Source organism: Streptomyces sp. NPDC016562 (assembly GCF_043076955.1).
Taxonomy (GTDB): Bacteria; Actinomycetota; Actinomycetes; order Streptomycetales; family Streptomycetaceae; genus Streptomyces.
In genome coordinates, this window is record NZ_JBIBRZ010000001.1 from 190,834 (window position 1) to 208,579 (window position 17,746).

13 protein-coding genes are annotated in these 17,746 nt (G+C 71.0%); 3 read left to right on the forward strand and 10 right to left on the reverse strand.

Annotated elements, in window-relative coordinates; genetic code table 11:
- Nucleotides 1-6: 6 nt before the first annotated feature.
- Nucleotides 7-549, reverse strand: coding sequence for a GNAT family N-acetyltransferase (locus ACF059_RS00880; RefSeq protein ID WP_392049746.1), 543 nt, complete (start codon nucleotides 547-549; stop codon nucleotides 7-9).
- A gap of 111 nt (nucleotides 550-660) precedes the next feature.
- Between ACF059_RS00880 and ACF059_RS00885 the strand changes: the two genes are divergently transcribed.
- Nucleotides 661-1,362 (forward strand): nitroreductase family protein, encoded by a 702-nt coding sequence (locus ACF059_RS00885; RefSeq protein ID WP_392049749.1) that lies wholly within the window; start codon nucleotides 661-663, stop codon nucleotides 1,360-1,362.
- A 73-nt stretch (nucleotides 1,363-1,435) separates the two neighbouring features.
- Here the strand turns inward: ACF059_RS00885 and pruA are convergent, their stop codons facing one another.
- Together pruA and ACF059_RS00895 are read right to left on the reverse strand one after the other, a co-directional pair.
- Nucleotides 1,436-3,067, reverse strand: coding sequence for an L-glutamate gamma-semialdehyde dehydrogenase (pruA, locus tag ACF059_RS00890; protein WP_392049752.1), 1,632 nt, complete (start codon nucleotides 3,065-3,067; stop codon nucleotides 1,436-1,438).
- 31 nt (nucleotides 3,068-3,098) lie between these two features.
- Nucleotides 3,099-4,025, reverse strand: a complete 927-nt coding sequence (locus ACF059_RS00895) for a proline dehydrogenase family protein (RefSeq protein WP_361944978.1) — start codon at nucleotides 4,023-4,025, stop codon at nucleotides 3,099-3,101.
- Nucleotides 4,026-4,184: 159 nt separating this feature from the next.
- Between ACF059_RS00895 and ACF059_RS00900 the strand changes: the two genes are divergently transcribed.
- Nucleotides 4,185-5,435: a PucR family transcriptional regulator gene (locus ACF059_RS00900; protein WP_392049755.1), complete on the forward strand. Its 1,251-nt coding sequence runs from the start codon at nucleotides 4,185-4,187 to the stop codon at nucleotides 5,433-5,435.
- Nucleotides 5,436-5,571: 136 nt separating this feature from the next.
- Here the strand turns inward: ACF059_RS00900 and ACF059_RS00905 are convergent, their stop codons facing one another.
- Nucleotides 5,572-6,153, reverse strand: a complete 582-nt coding sequence (locus ACF059_RS00905; RefSeq protein WP_392049758.1) for a TetR/AcrR family transcriptional regulator — start codon at nucleotides 6,151-6,153, stop codon at nucleotides 5,572-5,574.
- A 102-nt stretch (nucleotides 6,154-6,255) separates the two neighbouring features.
- Here ACF059_RS00905 and ACF059_RS00910 point away from each other — a divergent pair, with 102 nt between their 5' ends.
- Entirely contained in the window at nucleotides 6,256-7,812 is a 1,557-nt protein-coding gene (locus ACF059_RS00910; RefSeq protein WP_392049761.1) for an MFS transporter, read from the forward strand.
- A 98-nt stretch (nucleotides 7,813-7,910) separates the two neighbouring features.
- Here the strand turns inward: ACF059_RS00910 and serA are convergent, their stop codons facing one another.
- The 6 genes from serA to ACF059_RS00940 all read right to left on the reverse strand — a co-directional run bounded on the left by serA (nucleotide 7,911) and on the right by ACF059_RS00940 (nucleotide 17,721).
- A complete protein-coding gene (serA, locus tag ACF059_RS00915; RefSeq protein ID WP_392049763.1) occupies nucleotides 7,911-9,500 on the reverse strand; it encodes a phosphoglycerate dehydrogenase in 1,590 nt (529 codons plus the stop codon).
- A gap of 307 nt (nucleotides 9,501-9,807) precedes the next feature.
- The gene (gene ilvC / locus ACF059_RS00920) at nucleotides 9,808-10,809 is read right to left on the reverse strand and encodes a ketol-acid reductoisomerase (protein WP_360894711.1); all 1,002 of its coding nucleotides are present in this window, start codon (nucleotides 10,807-10,809) and stop codon (nucleotides 9,808-9,810) included.
- Nucleotides 10,810-10,936: 127 nt separating this feature from the next.
- Nucleotides 10,937-11,461, reverse strand: a complete 525-nt coding sequence (ilvN, locus tag ACF059_RS00925) for an acetolactate synthase small subunit (RefSeq protein ID WP_030857425.1) — start codon at nucleotides 11,459-11,461, stop codon at nucleotides 10,937-10,939.
- Nucleotides 11,462-11,492: 31 nt separating this feature from the next.
- Nucleotides 11,493-13,379: an acetolactate synthase large subunit gene (locus ACF059_RS00930; protein ID WP_366864940.1), complete on the reverse strand. Its 1,887-nt coding sequence runs from the start codon at nucleotides 13,377-13,379 to the stop codon at nucleotides 11,493-11,495.
- 204 nt (nucleotides 13,380-13,583) lie between these two features.
- Nucleotides 13,584-16,490, reverse strand: a complete 2,907-nt coding sequence (locus ACF059_RS00935) for a putative bifunctional diguanylate cyclase/phosphodiesterase (protein WP_392049766.1) — start codon at nucleotides 16,488-16,490, stop codon at nucleotides 13,584-13,586.
- Between the two features lie 283 nt (nucleotides 16,491-16,773).
- Nucleotides 16,774-17,721, reverse strand: coding sequence for a 2-hydroxyacid dehydrogenase (locus ACF059_RS00940; RefSeq protein ID WP_392049769.1), 948 nt, complete (start codon nucleotides 17,719-17,721; stop codon nucleotides 16,774-16,776).
- Nucleotides 17,722-17,746: the final 25 nt, after the last annotated feature.

Consider the following 17,746-nt stretch of genomic DNA (forward strand, 5'->3'; position numbering starts at 1 on the left):
CGACCCCTACAGCACGTCCCCGTCCCGCCAGTCGAAGTCGAGCCGCCCGGCCGGGTCCAGCCGGATCCCGCCGGGCGGCACCCACACGTAGGTGGACCCCTCCTCCTCGGGGAGCGGGACGGGCCCCGCGGGCGAGAGCGCGCCGATCCGCCCGCCCCACACCCGCCACCCGCGGCCGCGGTACAGCCCGGCCCCGTCCTCGGACGCCGACAGCGCGCCGAGGACGTACGCCCGGTCGACGATCGCCTCCAGCCCGGCCATGACGAGCCCGCCGAGCCCCCGGCGCCGCCGGTCCTCCCGTACGGCCACGGCCTCCACGTAGCCGGTGCGCAGGGCCCGGCCCCCGTGGACGACCCTGCGCTGCACGAGGCTGCCGTGCGCGACGAGCTCACCGTCCTCCCGGACCAGGGCGTGCATCCCGCCCAGCGCGTGCTCGAAGTCCTCTTCGGAGAAGTCCCCGTCGAAGGCGGCGTCGAGCAGGCCGCGGATCTCGCGCAGCTCCTGCCCGGTCAGCTCCGCGGTGTGGGCGGTGCGGATGCGCTCGTTCATGCCCCGAACCTACCCCGGGCCCGCATTGCGGACGCCGAACCGCCCTCCACCGGCCGGAATCGTCCGACGGGGCTCTGGCGGTCTGGACCAATGCGTCGGCACAATCGCGCCATGTCGACCGATACCCCGCAGTGGACCCCGATCCACGGCCAGCCCTACCGTCCCGCCGCCTACCGGCCGCAGCGCATGCCGCAGCCCGAATCCCTCGCGCGCGCCGCCGAGTTGCGGGCGCGGATGGACGAGCGGCGGACCGTACGCCACTTCTCCCCCGACCCGGTGCCCGAGCAGGTGGTCCGCGACGCCATCGCGTGCGCCGCGACCGCCCCCTCCGGCGCCCACCAGCAGCCCTGGACCTTCGTCCTGGTCAAGGACCCGGCCATCCGGCGACAGATCCGCGCCGCCGCCGAACAGGAGGAGCAGATCTCCTACGACGGCCGCCTCGGCGACGAGTGGCTCGCCGCCCTGCGCCCCATCGGCACGGACGCGGTCAAGACCCACCTCACGGACGCCCCGGCCCTCATCGTGGTCTTCCAGCAGCGCTACTGGCTGGGCCCGGACGGCACCAAGCACAAGCACTACTACGTCGACGAGTCGGTCGGCATCGCGGTGGGCATGCTCCTGTCCGCCCTGCACCTGTCGGGCCTGGCCGCCCTGATCCACACCCCGAGCCCGATGCGCTTCCTCGGCCAGGTCCTGGCCCGCCCCGAGAACGAGAAGGCCTTCGCGGTGATCCCGGTCGGCTACCCGTCACCCGACTGCGAGGTCCCCGACCTGATCCGCAAATCCCTGGACCAGGTCATGGTCGAGGTCTAGGCGCGGCAATGGAAACCGCCCCCGCTCCGGGCTTGGGGGTACCGGAACGGGGGCGGGGTTCTGCGGGGCTGGGTCAGCCCATGTGGGGGTAGCCGTACTCGGTCGGCGCGACCAGGGTCTCCTTGATGGAGCGGGTCGAGGTCCAGCGCTGCAGGTTGGTCGCGGCGCCCGCCTTGTCGTTCGTGCCCGAGGCGCGGCCGCCGCCGAAGGGCTGCTGGCCGACCACGGCGCCGGTCGACTTGTCGTTGATGTAGAAGTTGCCCGCCGCGAAGCGGAGCTTCTCCATCGCGTGCGCGGCCGCGTACCGGTCCGCCGCGATGATCGAGCCGGTCAGGGCGTACGCCGAGACGGACTCCATCTGCTCCAGCATCGCGTCGAAGTCGGCGTCCTCGTAGACGTGCACGGCGAGGATCGGGCCGAAGTACTCGGTCGTGAAGACCTCGTTCTCCGGGTCGGTGCACGCGATGACGGTCGGGCGGACGAAGTAGCCCTCCGAGTCGTCGTACGTGCCGCCCGCGATGATCTCGCAGGTCGGGTCGGCCTTCGCGCGGTCGATGGCGGCCTTGTTCTTGGCGAAGGAGCGCTCGTCGATGACGGCGCCGATGAAGTTGCCCAGGTCGCGGACGTCACCCATGGTGATGCCGTCGACCTCGGCCGCGAAGGCCTCCTTGAAGCCGTCGTTCCAGATCGAGGCCGGGATGTAGGCGCGCGAGGACGCCGAGCACTTCTGGCCCTGGAACTCGAAGGAGCCGCGGGTCAGCGCGGTCTTCAGGATCGCGCGGTCCGCGGACGGGTGCGCGACGACGAAGTCCTTGCCGCCGGTCTCGCCGACCAGGCGCGGGTAGGACTTGTACTTCTCGATGTTGTTGCCGACCGTCTTCCACAGGTACTGGAAGGTCTTGGTCGAGCCGGTGAAGTGGATGCCGGCCAGCTCGGGGTGGTTCAGGGCCACCTCGGAGACGGCGATGCCGTCGCCGGTCACCAGGTTGATGACGCCCTTCGGCAGACCGGCCTCCTCCAGGAGCTCCATCAGGAGGACCGCGGAGTGGGTCTGCGTCGGGGAGGGCTTCCACAGGACCACGTTGCCCATGAGGGCGGGGGCGGTCGGCAGGTTGCCGGCGATGGCCGTGAAGTTGAACGGCGTGATCGCGTAGACGAAGCCTTCGAGCGGGCGGTGGTCGCTGCGGTTCCACACGCCGGCGGAGTTCGCGACCGGCTGCTCGGCCAGGATCTGGCGGGCGAAGTGGACGTTGAAGCGCCAGAAGTCGACGAGCTCGCACGGGCAGTCGATCTCGGCCTGCTGCGCGGTCTTCGACTGGCCCAGCATGGTGGAGGCGGCGAGCTTCTCGCGCCACGGGCCGGCCAGCAGCTCGGCGGCGCGCAGGATGATCGCGGCGCGGTCGTCGAAGGACATGGAGCGCCAGGCGGGGGCGGCGGCCAGGGCGGCGTCGATGGCCTCCTGGGCGTCGGCCTCGGTGGCGTTGGCGTAGGTGCCGAGCACGGACTTGTGGTCGTGCGGCTGGACCACGTCGAAGCGCTCGCCGCCGCCCATCCGCTTGACGCCGTTGATCGTCATCGGAAGGTCGATCGGGTTCTCGGACAGCTGCTTGAGCTGCGTTTCGAGACGCGCGCGCTCCGGGCTGCCGGGGGCGTACGAGTGGACCGGCTCGTTGACCGGAGCGGGGACCTGGGTCACAGCATCCATGGGGCTGGTAACTCCTTGACCTGGTTCTTGGCTAGTTCTTGGTGATCATCGAGCGGAGGAAGAAGAGGAGGTTGGCCGGCTTCTCCGCGAGGCGGCGCATGAAGTAGCCGTACCAGTCGGTCCCGTACGCGGTGTAGACGCGCATCCGGTGGCCCTCGGCGGCGAGCCGCAGGTGCTCCTCGCTGCGGATGCCGTACAGCATCTGGAACTCGTACTCGTCCAGTTTGCGCCCGGCCTGGCGGGCGAGCTCCTGGCCGATCGCGATCAGGCGCGGGTCGTGGGACCCGATCATCGGGTAGCCCTCTCCGTCCATCAGGATCTTCATGATCCGGACGTACGCCTTGTCGATCTCGGCCTTGTCCTGGTAGGCGACCTCGGCGGGCTCCTTGTAGGCGCCCTTCACGATGCGGACACGGCTGCCGGCGGCGGCCAGGCGGCGGGCGTCGGCCTCCGTGCGGAAGAGGTACGCCTGGATCACGCAGCCGGTCTGCGGGAAGTCGCGGCGCAGTTCCTCGTGGATCGCGAACATCGAGTCGAGGGTGGTGTGGTCCTCGGCGTCGAGCGTCACGGTCGTGCCGATGGCCGCGGCGGCCTCGACGACCGGGCGGACATTGGCGAGGGCGAGCTCGTGGCCGCCCTCCAGCGCCTGGCCGAACATCGACAGCTTCACCGACATCTCGGCGCGCTCGCCGAGACCGAGCTCCGCGAGGCGCTCGATGAGCTGGAGGTAGGCGTCGCGGGCGGCGTGGGACTGCTCCACCTCGGTGATGTCCTCGCCCACGACGTCGAGGGTGACCTCGAGGCCGTTGCGCGTCAGCTCCTCCACGATCGGGATGACCTGGTCCACCGTCTCACCGGGGATGAATCGGTTCACCACGGGCTTGGTCACCGGGGCGGCAGAGACGATACGGCGCATCTTGTCGCTGCGCGAAGCGGCGAGGATCACGGGACCCAGCACGGGGCACCTCCAGCGGGTGGCAGAAGAAAAGCTCAAGTAAAACCACCGTGAAACCTAAGGATCGCTTTGATCCTCTGCCATCGACAGCTGTCACGCATCCGTGTCCCGGATCTCATACATCTGTCTGAAGAGCCGGTGCGGGGGTGGGAGAATGGCCGGGTGAAGGGCGATTACCAGGACCTGGTGGACGAGATCTCGGCGCTGCTCGGCGCCCCCGCGACACTGGAGAACCGGGACTTCCGGCTGATCGCCTTCGGCGCGCACGACAGCGACGACGACCTCGCGATGGATCCGGTACGGACCCGCTCGATCCTGACCCGCCAGTCGACGGCGGCCGTGCGGTCCTGGTTCGAGGGCTTCGGCATCGCCCGCGCGACCGGGCCCGTCCGGATCCCGGCGGCGCCCGACGCGGGGGTGTTCCGGGGCCGGATCTGCCTGCCCGTGCGCTACCGCGGCATCGTGCAGGGCTACGTGTGGCTCCTCGACCAGGAGCCCGGCACGCCCGGCCCCGGACCGGCGGCGCTGGACGCGGCCATGGAGGTGGCCCAGCGGATCGGGGTCCTGCTCGCCGAGGAGGCCAAGGCGGGGGCCGATCTGTCGCGGGAGTTCCTGGCGGTGCTGACGGCGGGGCGCGGCTGGCAGCGGGACATGGCGGTGGCCGCGCTGCGGGTCGCCCTGGGCCCGGGCGCGGACGGCCCGCACGCGGTCGTGTGCGTGGCGCCGTGGCCCGGGGAGGCTCCGGCGTCGGTCCCCGGAGCGGCGGCCGTGTGCGTGGTCCCCCGTGGGGCCGGGGGCGGCGCCCACCCGGGCGGCGCTCTGCCGGGGGGCGACGGGGACCTGGCGGTGCTGCTGCGGATCCGCTCGACGGACGCGCTGGCCCCGGCCCTGGCGGCGGTGTCCCGGCTGCTCCCGCGCACGGCGGACGCGTCCGGCGCGGCGGCCGGCGCGAGCACCGGTTCGGCCGGCGCGGCCGGTTCGGCCGGTCTCGCCGCCCACCGGACGACCGCCGGCGTCGGGGACCCGGTACGGGGCCTCGGGGAGCTGCCCGCCGCCTGGGGGCAGGCCGTCGCCGCGGCCCGGGCGGCCGTCGCGCAGCCCCGGTTCGGCCCGGTCGCCCAGTGGTCGGCGATCGGCCCGTACCGGCTGCTGGCGACCCTCGCCTCCGAACCGGTCGACGACCCGGCCGCCCGCGCCCTCCTGACGCCGGCTCACCGCGAACTCGCACGTACGGCCGAGGTGTTCCTGGACTGCGCAGGCCAGGCGGGCCGCGCGGCGGCGGCCCTGGGCATCCACCGCCAGACCCTCTACTACCGCCTCGCCCGCGTGGAACAGCTGACGGGCCTCGATCTGGACGAGGGCGAGGACCGACTCCTGCTCCACATGGCCCTCAAGGCCGCCCGCCTGGCCTGATCCCCTGTCGGCTGCGCCGCCCGGAGGCCGCGATCCGGGCACGGACGTCCCGATGCACCCGACGGACCAACGGCGTTCAGGCGCCCGGCCGCTACTCCAGCGCGGCGCTTCCGGCTCCGCTTGTCGTACCGCGGGCTTACCGCTCCGCGGGACGCGTCATCGCCTCGGCGGCCCGGCGCATGCCCTCGGTGAACTCCTCCGCGGTGGCGGCCGACTCCGGATCGAAGAGCCACTGGATCATCAGGCCGTTCAGGAGCGCCTGGTAGAAGGAGCCCAGCGTGCGCACGTCCCGGTCGTCGAGCTGATCCTCCGGCGTGCCGGTCAGCATCGAGATCAGGCCCCGGCGCCCCTCGGCCTGCGAGGCGGCGAGCAACTTGCGCAGCTCCGGCCGCTGGTCGCGGCCCAGCGCCACCTCCAGGCTGGCCGCCCAGACCGGCCCCGACTTCTCGTGCTGCGCCAGGACGCCCTCCCACAGCGCGCGGAAGCGCTCCAGTGAGCCGCCCTCCCCCGCCAGGCCCGACTGGAAGCCCTCGCCCCATTCCTCGATCAGACCGATGAAGGCCTGGGTGAGCAGGGCGTCCTTGGAGCCGTAGTGGTAGCCGATGGAGGCCAGGTTGGTTCCCGAGGCGCTGACGATGTCGCGCGCGGTCGTGCGCACGAACCCCTTCTCGACCAGGCACTTCTTGGCACCTTCGAGCAGATCTTCACGATGTCCCATACCGACACGTTAGCAAGACAGCCGTCCCAGACAACCGTTTGGGACGGCCGTTTTATACAGACGTCATAGACAAACGTTTAAGACGTCTGTACATTCCTTCCCATGACGAACCCCGCCGCCCCAGCGCGACTCGCCGGCCGCCGTGAATGGACCGCCTTCACCGTCCTGCTGCTGCCTCTGCTCCTGGTCTCGATGGACGTCTCCGTCCTCTACTTCGCCATCCCGGCCATCACCGACGAGCTCCAGCCGAGCGCCACCCAGCAGCTCTGGATCTTCGACAGTTACGCCTTCGCCCTCTCCGGCCTGCTGATCACCATGGGCTCGCTCGGCGACCGGATCGGCCGCCGCAAGCTGCTGCTGATCGGCGCCACCGCCTTCGGCCTCGCCTCGATCGGCGCCGGCTGTGCCACCAGCGCCGAGATGCTCATCGCGGCCCGCGTGCTGCTCGGCATCGGCGGCGCCACCCTGATGCCGTCCACGCTCGCCCTCGTCCGCAACCTCTTCCAGGACGCGGCGCAGCGCGGCCGGGCCATCGCCCTCTGGTCCGGGGCCATGACCGGCGGCATCGCCCTCGGCTCGGTCCTGAGCGGTGTGATGCTGAACCACTTCGCCTGGGGCTCCGTCTTCCTCATCAACGTGCCCGCGATGCTGCTCCTGCTGGTCCTGGTCCCCGTGCTGGTACCGGAGTTCAAGGACCCGGCCCCGGGCCGCTTCGACCTGCTGGGCGTCCCGCTGTCCATGGCCGCCGTGCTGCCGGTCGTCTACGGCCTGAAGGAGATCGCCGCCGAGGGCTTCGAGCCCCTCTACCTGGTCTGCGTCACCGTCGGCCTGGCCTTCGGGTACGTCTTCGTCCGCCGCCAGCGCGGCCGCGACGACGCCATGGTGAGCCGGGCGCTGTTCCGGGGCCGCGGATTCGGTGCGGGCATCGGCCTGAACACGATCGCCGCCTTCGCGATGATGGGCTCGGCCTACTTCACCACCCAGTACCTCCAGTCGGTGCTCGGCATGGGCCCCCTGGAAGCCGCCCTGTGGAGCCTCGCCCCCTCGCTCGTCATCGGCGCGGCCGCTCCGCTCGGCGCGGCCCTGGCCCAGAGGGTGGACCGGGCCTACGTGATCGCCGGCGGGTTCGCCCTCGCCGCCGCCGGGTTCGCCCTGGTGGGCCTGGTCGGGACGGACTCGCTGTGGCTGCTGCTGACCGGCGCCGGGGTGCTGGCCTCGGGCATCGTCACCGTGATGTCCCTGGTGTCCGACATGGCGCTGGCCTCGGCCCCCGCCGAGAAGGCCGGTTCCGCCGCCTCCCTGCTGGAGACCGGCCAGGAGTTCGGCGGGGCCCTCGGCATGGCCCTGCTGGGCAGCCTGAGCACCGCCGTCTACCGCAGCGACCTGGCGGACTCCGAGCCCGCGGTACGGGAGACCCTGGGCGGGGCCGTCGCCACGGCCCACCAGCTCGGCGGGGCGGCGGGCGAGCAGGTGCTGGCCGCGGCCCGGGAGGCCTTCGTCCACGGTATGCAGTACGCGGCCTGGGGCGGCACGGCGCTGCTGCTCGGGGCGGCCGTCCTCGCCGCGGCTTCGATGCGGGGGATCGAAGCCCCCGCCCCGCCCCCGGCGGAGCCGGCCGGGGCCGACGAAGCCCCCGTCCGGGAGACGACGTACAGCTGACCGGCGCGCGGCGGCCGACGGAACGCGAAAGGGCCCGGGGATCTCCCCCGGGCCCTTCGCCTATGTCCTGCCGCTCAACCGCTCAGCTGCTCAGCCGCTCAGCCGAGAGCGACGGTGCGCGCCGAGACGGCGCCGATCTCGGCGGCGATGTCCGCGAGGACGTTCGCCGGGACCTCGGCGTCGACGGTGAGGACGGCCAGCGCCTCGCCGTGCTCCTCCGCGCGGGCGACCTGCATGCCCGCGATGTTCAGACCGGCCTCGCCGAGCAGCTGCCCGACCTTGCCGACCACGCCCGGGCGGTCGGTGTAGCGCAGCACGACCATGAAGTCGGCGAGCGCGAGGTCCACGTCGTACTCGCCGACGCCGACGATCTTCTGAAGGTGCTTGGGGCCGGCGAGCGTGCCGGAGACCGAGACCTCCTGACCGTCCGACAGGGTGCCGCGCACGGTGACCACGTTGCGGTGGTCCGGGGACTCCGAGCTGGTGGTCAGGCGCACCTCGACACCGCGCTCCTGCGCGAACAGCGGGGCGTTGACGTAGGAGACCGTCTCGTCGACGACGTCCTCGAAGACACCCTTGAGGGCGGAGAGTTCCAGCACCTTGACGTCGTGCTGGGTGATCTCGCCGCAGACCTCGACGTCGAGGCGGACCGCGACCTCGCCCGCGAGGGCGGTGAAGATGCGGCCGAGCTTCTCGGCGAGCGGCAGGCCCGGACGGACGTCCTCGGCGATGACGCCGCCCTGGACGTTGACCGCGTCGGGCACGAGCTCACCGGCGAGCGCGAGGCGCACCGACTTGGCGACCGAGACACCGGCCTTCTCCTGGGCCTCGTCCGTGGACGCGCCGAGGTGCGGGGTGCAGACGACCTGGTCGAGCTCGAAGAGCGGGGAGTCCGTGCAGGGCTCCTTCGCGTACACGTCGAGGCCGGCGCCGGCGACGCGGCCCTCCTTGATGGCCGAGTACAGCGCGGCCTCGTCCACGATCCCGCCGCGCGCGGCGTTGACGATGCGGACGGACGGCTTCACCTTGTGCAGGGCCTCGTGCCCGATGAGACCGAGGGTCTCGGGGGTCTTGGGCAGGTGCACGGTGATGAAGTCGGCGACCTCCAGGAGCTCGTCCAGCGTCAGCATCTTGACGCCCATCTGGGCGGCGCGCGCGGGCTGTACGTAGGGGTCGTAGGCGACGACCTTCATGCCGAAGGCCGACATGCGCTGGGCGACCAGGACACCGATGCGGCCGAGGCCGACGACGCCGAGGGTCTTCTCGCTGAGCTCGACGCCCGTGTACTTGTTCCGCTTCCACTCACCGTTCTTCAGAGCGGTGTTGGCCTGCGGGATGTTGCGCGCGGTGGCGACGAGCAGACCGCAGGCCAGTTCGGCGGCGGTCACGATGTTCGAGGTCGGGGCGTTGACGACCATCACGCCGGCCTTGGTGGCGGCGGAGACGTCCACGTTGTCCAGTCCGACGCCGGCGCGCGCGACGACCCGCAGCTTCCTGGCCGCGGCGATGGCCTCGGCGTCGACCTTGGTGGCGGATCGCACGAGGATCGCGTCCACGTCGACGATCGCGGGCAGCAGCTCGGCGCGGTCCGCGCCGTTGCAGTGCCGGATCTCGAAGTCGGGGCCGAGCGCCTCCACCGTGGCGGGCGACAGCTCTTCGGCGATGAGTACGACAGGTTTCGAGCTCACGTGGGTCCTCACAAGTCCAGTGCGGACGGCCGTCCCGACGGCCGCAGGCGGTGGAGGGGGTAGCCGCGTGGAAGACGCACGACACTGTGGGCCTGACGCGTATGTGTTGAGCAGTGTAGTGGCGCTGAGCGGCCGGATTTCCGCCTGTACGGAAGGATCACCCGTCCGTGGTTGGCCGGGGTGGACAAGCCATGCCCCGGACGGCCGCATTCCAGGGGCCCGGGACGCCCGGGCCACCGTGGCCCGCGGCGCCCCCGGCGATGCGCGGCGGGGCCGGGACACGACGCCCCGGCCCCCCGTCACACGATCAGCTCTCGTCGTTGTCGACCCAGCTCATCAGCTTGCGCAGCTTCTTGCCGGTGGTCTCCAGCAGGTGCTCCTCGTCGGCCTTCTTGTACTCGTTGTACTTCGGCAGACCGGCCTTGTACTCGGCCATCCAGGTGTTGGCGAACTCGCCGCTCTGGATCTCCGCGAGGACCTTCTTCATCTCGGCCTTGGTGGCGTCGGTGATGATGCGGGGACCGGTGATGTAGTCGCCCCACTCGGCGGTCTCGGAGACCGACCAGCGCATCTTCTCCAGGCCGCCCTCGTACATGAGGTCCACGATGAGCTTCAGCTCGTGCAGGCACTCGAAGTACGCGATCTCCGGCTGGTAGCCGGCCTCGGTCAGGGTCTCGAAACCGGCCTTGACCAGCGCGGAGGCGCCACCGCAGAGGACGGCCTGCTCACCGAACAGGTCGGTCTCGGTCTCCTCGGTGAAGGTGGTCTTGATGACACCGGCGCGGGTGCCGCCGATGCCGGCGGCGTACGAGAGCGCCAGCGCGAAGGCGTTGCCCGAGTGGTCCTGCTCGACGGCCGCGATGCATGGAACGCCGCGGCCCTCCTCGTACTGACGACGGACCAGGTGGCCCGGGCCCTTCGGGGCGACCAGGGCGACGTCCACGTTGGCCGGGGGCTTGATGAAGCCGTAGCGGACGTTGAAGCCGTGGCCGAAGAAGAGCGCGTCGCCGTCCTTGAGGTGGTCCTTGATGGACTCCTCGTAGATCTCGGCCTGCAGCGGGTCCGGGGTCAGGATCATGATGACGTCGGCCCACTCGGCGGCTTCCGCCACGGGGACGACCGTCAGACCCTGCTCCTCGGCCTTGGCCTTGGACTTCGAGCCCTCCTTCAGGCCGACCTTGACGTCGACGCCGGAGTCACGGAGCGACAGCGCGTGGGCGTGGCCCTGGCTGCCGTAACCGATGACCGCGACCTTGCGGCCCTGGATGATGGACAGGTCGGCGTCGTTCTCGTAGAACAGCTCGGCCACTGGGATATCTCCTTGGTGCGCTGGTGTTGCTCCCACCGTACGGCGGGGAACGGAATCTGAGTTTCTCGGTCTCGCTATGCGAGCTGAGCGTGTCCGGCCGGGTTGCGCGGCCGGTGCGTCGGCGGGGTCAGGCGCTGCGGTCGAGCGCGCGCAGGCTGCGGTCCGTGATGGACCGGCCGCCACGCCCTATGGCGATCGTGCCGGACTGCACGAGCTCCTTGATGCCGAAGGGCTCCAGCATCTTGAGCATCGCGCCGAGCTTGTCGGCGCCGCCGGTGGCCTCGATGGTGACGGCCTCCGGGGAGACGTCGACCGTCTTGGCGCGGAACAGCTGGACGATCTCGACGATCTGCGACCGCGTCTCGTTGTCGGCGCGGACCTTCACCAGGACGAGTTCACGCTCGATCGCGTTGTGGGGCTCCAGCTCGACGATCTTGAGCACGTTGACCAGCTTGTTCAGCTGCTTGGTCACCTGCTCCAGCGGGAGGTCCTCGACGTTGACGACGATGGTGATGCGGGAGATGTCGGGGTGCTCGGTGACACCGACCGCGAGCGAGTCGATGTTGAAGCCGCGGCGGGAGAACAGTGCGGCGATCCGGGCGAGGATGCCGGGCGTGTTCTCGACCAGGACGGAGAGCGTGTGCTTGGACATGTGGGGCGTTCTCTCTCTCGGCTCTCTCGGCTCAGTCGTCTTCGTTGTCGCCGAAGTCGGGACGGACGCCCCGGGCTGCCATGACCTCGTCGTTGGAGGTGCCGGCGGCGACCATCGGCCACACCATGGCGTCCTCGTGGACGATGAAGTCGATCACGACGGTACGGTCGTTGATCGCGTTGGCCTCGGCGATGACCCTGTCCAGGTCGGCCGGGTCCTCACAGCGCAGCGCCACGCAGCCCATGGCCTCGGACAGCTTGACGAAGTCCGGGACCCGCGTGCCCTTGCGGGGGGCGGTGGACTCGCCGAGCTGGGAGCCGACCGTGTCGTGGCCGGTGTCGTCGGCGTGCAGGACGGTGTTGGAGTACCGCTGGTTGTAGAACAGGGTCTGCCACTGGCGGACCATGCCCAGCGCACCGTTGTTGATGATCGCGACCTTGATCGGGATGTTGTTCAGCGCGCAGGTGACCAGTTCCTGATTGGTCATCTGGAAACAGCCGTCGCCGTCGATCGCCCAGACCGTGCGCTCCGGCATGCCGACCTTGGCGCCCATCGCGGCCGGGACCGCGTAGCCCATGGTTCCGGCGCCGCCGGAGTTCAGCCAGGTGCGGGGCTCCTCGTACTTGACGAAGTGCGAGGCCCACATCTGGTGCTGGCCGACGCCCGCCGCGAAGATCGTGCCCTTCGGCGCGAGCGCGCCGATGCGCTCGATGACCTGCTGGGGCGAGAGGCTGCCGTCCTCGGGCAGGTCGTAGCCCAGCGGGTAGGTCTCGCGCCAGCGGCTGAGGTCGTTCCACCAGGCGGTGTAGTCGCCCGCGTTGCCCTCGGTGTGCTCGGCCTGGACGGCCTGGATCAGGTCGGCGATGACCTCGCGGGCGTCGCCGACGATCGGGACGTCGACCGCGCGGTTCTTGCCGATCTCGGCCGGGTCGATGTCCGCGTGGATGATCTTGGCGAAGGGGGCGAAGCTGTCCAGCTTGCCGGTGACCCGGTCGTCGAAGCGGGTGCCGAGGGCGATCAGCAGGTCCGACTTCTGCAGGGCGGTGACGCCGGTGACGCTGCCGTGCATGCCGGGCATGCCGACGTGCAGCGGGTGGCTGTCGGGGAAGGAGCCGAGGGCCATCAGGGTGGTGCAGACCGGGACGCCGGTCAGCTCGGCCAGGACCTTCAGCTCGGCGGTCGCGCCGGACTTCATGACGCCGCCGCCGACGTACAGCACCGGGCGCTTGGCCTGGCAGATGAGCTTGGCGGCCTCGCGGATCTGCTTGGCGTGCGGCTTGGTGACCGGCCGGTAACCGGGGAGGTCCTGCGCGGGCGGCCACGAGAAGGTGGTCTTCGCCTGCAGGGCGTCCTTGGCGATGTCGACCAGGACCGGGCCCGGGCGGCCGGTGGAGGCGATGTGGAAGGCCTCGGCGATCGTCCGCGGGATGTCCTCGGCCTTGGTGACCAGGAAGTTGTGCTTGGTGATCGGCATCGTGATGCCGACGATGTCCGCCTCCTGGAAGGCGTCGGTACCGATCGCCTTGGAGGAGACCTGGCCGGTGATCGCGACGAGCGGGACGGAGTCCATGTGCGCGTCGGCGATGGGGGTGACCAGGTTGGTCGCGCCCGGGCCGGAGGTCGCCATGCAGACGCCGACCTTGCCGGTGGCCTGGGCGTAGCCGGTGGCGGCGTGCCCGGCGCCCTGTTCGTGGCGGACCAGGATGTGACGGACCTTCTTGGAGTCCATCATCGGGTCGTACGCGGGGAGGATGGCACCTCCCGGAATCCCGAAGACGGTGTCGCACCCCACCTCTTCGAGAGAGCGGATGAGGGACTGCGCACCCGTGACGTGCTCAACTGCGGCGGACTGATGTCCGCCGGAACGGGGCCGCGGCTGCGGATGGTGGGCCCCGGTGGCCTGCTCGGTCATCGGCATTCTCTTCTCGAAGCTGAGGGTTTTACGCGGATTCGACTCTGTGCCAGTGCAACAAAAAACCCCTCGTGCCGGGAGGCAAGCGAGGGGAGCGCGTCGGGTGTGTGGAGCGGGGACATGCTGGCCCCAGCTTCAGCCGACGCGCTTTCCAAGTACGAGAATTCGGGTGCGCATGGCACTGACCCTCCCTCCGGCGGGAGGGTGATGTCAAGTAGGTGGGACGGGCGTCTCATTATGTGAGCCTCTACGGATGGCCATCGAGCCCCCGGGGGAACCGCCTGCCAGAGCGGGCTGGGCCGCTCCACCCGGTACTGGGAACGTACCGCGCACCAGCGCGCGCCGCAGCCTGTACTCGTCGAGCGGTCCGGAAAACGCCACTCCCTGGCCGTGGGTGCAGCCCATCGCACGCAGGGCCGTCACCTGTTCGGGGAGGTCCACACCGTCGGCCACCGACTGCATGCCCAGGTCGTTTGCGATCCGCAAGAGCCCTGCGGTGATCTTGTGCAGGCGGGCCGACTCGACCACCCCCTCCACCAGGCCACGGTCCAGTTTGAGCATGTCCACGGGGAGGCGGCGCAGGGCGCTGATGGCCGCGTAACCGCTGCCGAAACCGTCCAGGGCGATGCCCACCCCGAGCCGGTGCAGGCCGGTCAGGCGGCGCTCCAGGTCGTCGAAGGGCACTCGAGGGTCGGATACGGCGAGCTCCAGCACCAGCGCCCCGGAGGGCAGCCCGTGCCGGGTCAGCAGGGCCTCCACGGAGCCGAGCGGCATGGCGCCGTCCAGGAGCCGCTGGGCGGTCATCCGTACGGCCACGGGCACGGCGTGCCCCGCCCGGTGCCGGTCGGCGGCCTGCTGCACGGCCTCCTCCAGCAGCCAGCGCCCCAGCTCGGCGACGCGGGCGGGGGAACCGCCGGCGAAGCCGGACAGGGTCTCGGGGCCCGCGGGGCCGGAGCCGCCCTCGCTGTATTCGGCGACCCGGAGGAACTCGGCCGGGGTGAAGAGGATCCCCTGGGCCGAGCGCCAGCGGGCCTGCGCCACGACGGCCGAGATCTCGCCGGTGGCCAGCGAGACCACGGGCTGGTGCAGCAGCGCGAACTCGCCCTCGTGCAGTGCGGTCCGCAGCCGGCCCGCCAGCTCGGCCTTCCGGACGAGCTCCGCCTTCATCTGGGGGGCGTACAGCTCGACGCGGTCCTTGCCGCCCGCCTTGGCCCGGTACATCGCCAGGTCCGCGTTGCGCATCAGGTCCGAAGGGGTGACGCCCTGGTCGGCGAAGGCGACACCGATGCTGGCCGCCACCCGCACCTCGCTGCCGCCGATCCGGTACGGCTGGGAGAGGGTGGTGCGCAGCCGGTCCGCGATCTCGCGCACCTGGTACTCGCGGGCGCTGCGGTCGCGGTTCCCGTCGCCCAGGATCAGCGCGGCGAACTCGTCGCCGCCGAGGCGGGCGGCGGTGTCCCCGGCGCGGACCGAGTCCTGGAGCCGGCGCGCGGCTTCGATGAGCAGCTCGTCGCCGGCCTGGTGGCCGATGGTGTCGTTGACCGCCTTGAAGCCGTCGAGGTCGATGAAGAGCACGGCGGTGCTGTGGTCACCGGCGCGGCGGCCGGTCAGGGCCTGGCGGACGCGGCGGGTGAACAGGGCCCGGTTCGGCAGGTCGGTCAGCGGGTCGTGTTCGGCGCTGTACTGGAGCTGGGCCTGGAGCCTGACGCGTTCTGTGACGTCGCGGCTGTTGAGGATGAGCCCGCCCTGGTGGCGGTTGACGGTGGATTCCACGTTGAGCCAGTCACCGCCGCCCGACTTGAAGCGGCACTCGATGCGGGTGGTGGGCTCCTCGGTCGGCGGCGCGGCCAGGAAGCGGCGTACCTCGTGGACCACCCGGCCCAGGTCGTCCGGGTGGATCAGGGTGGCGAGCTCGGTGCCGACCAGCTCCTCCGCCTCGCGTCCGTAGACCCCGGCGGCGGCGGGGCTGACGTAGCGCAGGGTCCCGGTGGGCGCGGCGATCATGATGACGTCGCTGGAGCCCTGGACCAGGGAGCGGAAGTGGTTCTCCTTCTGGGCCAGCTCCTGGGTCAGCGCGATGTTGTCCAGGAGCATGATGCCCTGCCGGATGACCAGCGCCAGCACGACCGTGCAGCCGGTGAAGACGACCGTCCGGTCGACCTTCCTGGCGTCCACGACGTTCCAGAGGATGCCGAGCGTGCACACCGCGGCCGCGAGGTACGGGGTGAGCGCGGGCAGCGAGCCGGTGATCGGGCGACTGTGCACCCGCTCCGGCCGCGGGCGCCCGGCCGACTCCGGGCCCGGATGCGCGCGCTTGGCGCCCCAGGGCGCGTACGCGAGCAGGAGCGAGCCCGCGAACCAGCCCGCGTCCAGCAGCTGTCCGGACTGGTACTCGGCGCTCAGCAGGGGCGAGGTGAACAGGGCGTCGCTGAGCACGGTCAGGGCCAGCGCGGCGATGGCGGTGTTGACGGCGGAGCGGTTGTTGTCGCTCCGCCGGAAGTGCAGGACCAGGACCATCGACACGAGCGCGATGTCCAGGAGCGGATAGGCGAGGGAGAGCGCGGCGCGTGGCACGCCGTCGGGGTCGCCGGTCTGGGCGCTGCGCGCCGCCTGGGCCAGGGCCACGCTCCAGGACAGGGTGAACAGGGAGCCTGCGATGAGCCAGGAGTCGAGCCCCAGGCACACCCAGCCGGCGCGGGTGACCGGGCGTTTGGCGAGGACCAGCAGCCCGACGATGGCGGGCGGGGCGAAGCAGAGGTAGGCGAAGTCGGCGAGCGAGAGCTTCGGCACGCTCTCGCCGAGGATGACCTCGTACCAGCCCCAGACGGCGTTTCCGGTGGCGCCCATGAGGGAGGAGAAGGCGAAGAGCAGCCAGGCGGGGCGCTCACGGCTGTCGATCGCCCGCGCGTAGGAGTAGCAGGAGACCGCGGCGAGTACGCCGGCCGCGCTGAGTCCGAAATCGCCCATGACCGCTGCGACTTCCTTCGACCCCCAGTTGAGTGCGGCGCCGACGGCGTATCCGCCACAGACCAGTGCGAGCAGGAGCTGCATCGCCAGGCCCCCGCCGCCGCCGGAGACGGACGGCCGGTTCAAGAGCGCCGTCCCCTGGGCATTCACCGGTCCCCCTCGCCGGCGGGCTCCGGCGCAGCCCAGTCCCGGCAGCGTCGCCTCCGGCGGCCTTGCCGCAGCGGATCCATCGTCCATTGGCCGTGCATCGCCCGTCGCCCCCCAAAGTGTCCGATCACTCCCCAGCGCCAGACGTTCGTGGCGCAGCCCCTTCTTCCGGACGATACACCACTTTCGTCACTCAGGGACATAGTTGCTCTACGCTCCGTTACTGATAGGGGAGTTGTGTCCACCGAACGCATCCGTGTGACTGCGGAGCGTGCGCGAGGACGCCTTATTCGGTGACCAACACCGTGTGCTCCACGGGGTCCCCGGCGGCGAACCGCGTGAGCTGGCGCACCAGCAGACGCTTGGCCCGCGGCTCGAACGCCGAGCTGCTGCCGCCCACATGAGGCGTGATCAGGACATTCGGAGCATGCCAGAGCGGGTGGCCGGCGGGCAGCGGTTCCGGGTCGGTGACGTCGAGCGCCGCGCGCAGGCGGCCCGACTCCACTTCGGCCAGCAGGGATTCGGTGTCGACGACGGGTCCGCGCGCCACGTTGACCAGCAGGGCGCCGTCCTTCATCCGGCTCAGGAAGCCGGCGTCCACCAGGCCCCGGGTGGCCTCGGTCAGCGGGGTCACGAGGATCACCACGTCGGCGTCCGGCAGGAGCCGGGGAAGGTCGCCGAGGGCGTGGACGGGTCCGCGCGCGCCGGTGCGCGCCGTACGGGCCACGCGCGTGATCCGCTCGCACTCGAAGGGCACCAGCCGGTCCTCGATGGCGGAGCCGATGGATCCGTAGCCGATGATCAGAACGGATTTGTCGGCGAGTGCGTCGTAGAAACCGGAGCGCCACTCCTCGCGGTCCTGGCCGCGCACCATGCCCGGGATGCCGCGCAGGGAGGCGAGGGTCAGGGCGAGGGCGAGCTCGGCGGTGCTGGCCGTGTGCACGCCGACGGCGTTGCACAGCCGTACGCCGGGACGCAAGTGGCCGAGGCCGCCCAGGACGTGGTCGATGCCGGCGGTGAGGGTCTGGACGACCCGGACGGCGGGCATGGCGGCCAGCGGACGCACGGTGACCTCGGGGGACTTCATGTAGGGGGTCACGTAGAAGACGCAGTCCGCGGGATCCGCCGGGAAGGCGTCCTCGCCGTCCCAGAGGCGGTAGCGGAAGGAGTCGGGGAGGCCGTCGATCTCCTCGGCCGGGAACGGAAGCCAGACGTCCGGGGTCATTGCAGTCATGATCGCGAGGCTATGCCAAGGCTTC

Bases quoted from the DNA above. Each gene is read 5' to 3' on its own strand.
- ACF059_RS00880 (WP_392049746.1), bottom strand. From the start codon at position 549: ATGAACGAGCGCATCCGCACCGCCCACACCGCGGAGCTGACCGGGCAG.
- ACF059_RS00885 (WP_392049749.1), top strand. From the start codon at position 661: ATGTCGACCGATACCCCGCAGTGGACCCCGATCCACGGCCAGCCCTAC.
- pruA (WP_392049752.1), bottom strand. From the start codon at position 3,067: ATGGATGCTGTGACCCAGGTCCCCGCTCCGGTCAACGAGCCGGTCCAC.
- ACF059_RS00905 (WP_392049758.1), bottom strand. From the start codon at position 6,153: ATGGGACATCGTGAAGATCTGCTCGAAGGTGCCAAGAAGTGCCTGGTC.
- ACF059_RS00910 (WP_392049761.1), top strand. From the start codon at position 6,256: ATGACGAACCCCGCCGCCCCAGCGCGACTCGCCGGCCGCCGTGAATGG.
- ilvN (WP_030857425.1), bottom strand. From the start codon at position 11,461: ATGTCCAAGCACACGCTCTCCGTCCTGGTCGAGAACACGCCCGGCATC.
- ACF059_RS00930 (WP_366864940.1), bottom strand. From the start codon at position 13,379: ATGCCGATGACCGAGCAGGCCACCGGGGCCCACCATCCGCAGCCGCGG.
- ACF059_RS00940 (WP_392049769.1), bottom strand. From the start codon at position 17,721: ATGACTGCAATGACCCCGGACGTCTGGCTTCCGTTCCCGGCCGAGGAG.